2 protein-coding genes and 1 pseudogene are annotated in these 2,462 nt (G+C 75.4%); all 3 read right to left on the reverse strand.

What is annotated here, in order from left to right; all coding sequences use genetic code 11:
- Positions 1-81: 81 nt before the first annotated feature.
- On the reverse strand, positions 82-873 hold the full coding sequence (locus ACTIR_RS0120575) for an MBL fold metallo-hydrolase (RefSeq protein WP_026455678.1): 792 nt from the start codon (positions 871-873) through the stop codon (positions 82-84).
- Positions 870-1,691 carry an NUDIX hydrolase gene (locus ACTIR_RS0120580; protein ID WP_233345960.1) on the reverse strand — a complete coding sequence of 274 codons (822 nt, stop codon included), beginning with the start codon at positions 1,689-1,691 and terminating at the stop codon, positions 870-872. Before ACTIR_RS0120580 ends, ACTIR_RS0120575 begins: the two co-directional genes overlap by 4 nt.
- A gap of 165 nt (positions 1,692-1,856) precedes the next feature.
- Positions 1,857-2,462: pseudogene (locus tag ACTIR_RS27645) on the reverse strand (hypothetical protein); the annotation flags it as partial.

The following is a 2,462-nucleotide window of genomic DNA, read 5'->3' on the forward strand; positions in this document are numbered from 1 at the left end:
GCTGCGCGGCACCATCCGGCCGCCCGGCGCCCCCGCGACGTCCACCACGACGTCGGCCGGGGCGCCCCCGGGGCACACCGACTAACGACCCGTCGCGCGGTGCAGGTAGTCGAGCTGTGCGCGCACGCTGGCCTCCGCCGCGCCCCACAACGCCGGGTCGACGTCGGCGTAGACGTCCCGGACCACCTCCCGGGCCGAGGCGTGGGGCCCGAGCCTGCGCAGCGCCTGCCGGACCTGGTCGAGCCGCTGCTCGCGGTGCTCGGAGTACTCCCGCACCGTCGCGGTCAGATCCGGCAGTTCGGGTCCGTGCCCGGGCAGGCCGAGCGTGCCCGGCGGGAGTGTGCGCAGCGCACGCAGGGATTCGAGGTAGTCCCCGAGGTCGGACAGGATCGTGGTGCCCCGTCCGAGCACCGTGTCGCCGGTGAGGGCGTGGGCACGGTCCGCGTGGTCGAAGCGCAGGGTCACCGAGTCGGCGGTGTGCCCGGGGGTGTGCAGCACCCGCAGGTCCAGCCCCGCGGCCCGGACGACGTCGTCGTGGGTGAGCGGGTCACCGCCCCGGCACAGGTCCGGGTCGAAGGCCCGGACGGGGGCACCCACCCGGTCGGCCAGCGACGGCGCGGCCTCGGCGTGGTCCGGGTGGTGGTGGGTGAGCACGATCAGTTCCACCGGCACCCGCCCGGCGAGCCGGTCGAGCTCGGTCAGGTGCTCGTCGTGGGCGTGCCCGGGGTCCACCACGACACAACCCGGGGCACCGGGCGCACGCAGCACCCAGGTGTTGGTGCCCTCCAGCGTCATCGCGGACGGGTTGTCCTGCAGCAGAACCGAGGCGGCGGGGCTCACCTCGCGCAGCACGCGGTACGCGGGATGTGTCACGGCACCTCCACACGGACGGTGTCCCCCCGCACGGTCAACCGCGGAGTGATCTTGCGGATCTGTCTGGTCGTGGTCAGCGCCTCGGCGACCGTGCCGCACGCACCCAGCTCGGCGAGTGTGCACCAGGTGGGCGGCAGCAGGGCGCAGCGGCCCGCCTCCGCGTCGGCGAGCGCCTCGGCGGGCCGCTGCCAGCCGGAGACGTCGGCCTCGGTGGTGGCGCCGTCGGCGTCCTGGCCCTCCGGCAGTGCGGCCACGAAGAACCGGGTGTCGTACCGGCGCGGCTCCTGTTCGGGGGTCACCCAGTTGCCCCACGGCCGCAGGAGATCGGCCCGGACCGCCAGCCCCTCCCCGGCGAGGAAGGCGGCCAGGGACAGCTCCCGCGCCACGAGCGCGCGCCGGGCGTCGGTGTAGCGGGCGGTGTCGGTGACCGTGGTGGACGCGGTGCCCGCCAGGAGCACGCCGGACTCCTCGAACGTCTCCCGCACGGCGGCGCACACCAGTGCCCGGGCGAGCGGCTCCGGGCAGTCGAACCAACGCGCCCACTCCCGCACGGACGGGCCCACCCAGTCCACCGAGGCGTCCGCGTCCCGGGGGTCCACCCCGCCGCCGGGGAACACCGTCATCCCCCCGGCGAAGGCCATCCCCCGGACCCGGCGCTGGAGGAACACCTCCGGCCCGCCGTCCGCGCCGTCGCGGATCAGTGCCACGGTCGCGGAGTCCCGTGGCTCCGCCGGCACCTCCGGCGCGGGCGGGAACCCGGCATCCGACTGCCCGGCACCCCCGGGAAGCACCGACCGTAACGGCACCTCGAACTCCATCACGCCGGGAACCTTAACGATCCCCCACCCGGCTGACCACCCTCGGCACGTCCGGGGGTGACCGTGAAGGACCCCCTCCCTGCGCCGGGTGCCGTGAAGGCCCCCTTCGCGGCGTCCCACGCAGGGAAGGGGGCCTTCACGGCACCACGCGGGGTGCGCAGGATCTCACTCGGACCAGCGGTGTTGGACGCCGTTGGTGCGGGTTCTGGCCGCTTCGGCGCGTTCGCGCTCGGCGAGTTCGGCGTGCAGTTCCCGGAGCAGGGCACGGTCCCGCTCGGAGAGCTGCGGGTCGTCCAAATTCAGGTCCGGGACCTCGGACGGGTCGGCGCGGGTGTCCAGGCCGGCGATCTCCCGACCCTTCTCCGGGTCCTCGGCGATCGCCGCCCGCAGCTGGGCGACGTCCTCCTGGCTCATCTCCGTGGTCTGCGCCATCTTGTTCTCGAACTCGGCCAGGAACTCCGTGGCCGACTCGACCGCCGACTCCAACTCCTGCCCGGAGTCGTGTTCGGCCGCCTCGGGGGCGGCCCCGTGCTGGGGCCGCGCCTGCGTCCCGGGGCCCGGCCCGGGTGGTGTGCCGGTCGTGGCGGACGGCCGCTCCGACACGGACCCGGACAGTGCGTCCGCGTCCGGGACCGCCGTGTCCGGGGCCGGTGCGGCGTCCGGCGCCTGCGGGAACGCCTGCTGCGGCGGGTACGGCGCCTGCTGTCGGGGCTGCGCCTCCGAACCGGCCTGTGGGGGCTGCACCGGCTGCGGTGGCGGTGTGGGCTGTGG

The sequence above is a fragment of the Saccharomonospora iraqiensis subsp. iraqiensis genome (assembly GCF_000430445.1).
Taxonomy (GTDB): Bacteria; Actinomycetota; Actinomycetes; order Mycobacteriales; family Pseudonocardiaceae; genus Saccharomonospora; species Saccharomonospora iraqiensis.

Excerpts from the sequence above, each read along its gene's own strand:
- ACTIR_RS0120580 (WP_233345960.1), bottom strand. The coding sequence starts at position 1,691 with ATGGAGTTCGAGGTGCCGTTACGGTCGGTGCTTCCCGGGGGTGCCGGG.